This is a genomic window from Helicobacter sp. NHP22-001, from assembly GCF_030270165.1.
In the GTDB taxonomy this organism is placed as follows: Bacteria; Campylobacterota; Campylobacteria; order Campylobacterales; family Helicobacteraceae; genus Helicobacter; species Helicobacter gastrofelis.
The window spans coordinates 1-463 of the sequence record NZ_BSWS01000041.1 but is presented as its reverse complement, the minus strand read 5'-3'; the positions used below and the strand labels follow the sequence as shown (position 1 = coordinate 463).

Below are 463 nucleotides of genomic sequence, written 5' to 3'. Positions count from 1 at the left end.
AAACAGATCAAGCCTATGAAGCACAGTGCCATGCACAACAAGCATATGAAGCACAGCGCCCGTATGCACGGCCGTCACGAGGCCTACATGCGCTCCGCCGCCGTGGACAATCGGAATGATTGGGATCGCGGCTGGGATAACCGCGGCTTCTGGCCGGGTGCCGTTGCCGCCGGCGCAGTGGGAACCGCGGGTGCCGTCGCAGCCGGTGCCGTGAATACTGCAGGCGCCATTGCCACCGCGCCGTTCGGCGGACCGTATCGCGAGGGCTATGCCTATCGTGACACTTACGCCTTTGGTCCGGGCTATGTGGACACCACCTACACCTACAACGGCATAGCGATTCCGCAGTCGTCGAATTATGCGGCGCGAAATGGCTTCATGTGTCAGCCGGGCACCTTCATCAAGGGCACGCGGAACATCTGCCAGTAACGTTTGATCGCGATTTAAATTGAACCAACAAGCG

Annotated in this window: 1 protein-coding gene; it reads left to right on the top strand. The window is 59.8% G+C overall.

From position 1 onward, the window contains the following. On the top strand, positions 1 to 429 hold a 429-nt coding region (locus tag QSJ47_RS08295; RefSeq protein WP_285603020.1), incomplete at its 5' end, for a hypothetical protein. Positions 430 to 463: the final 34 nt, after the last annotated feature.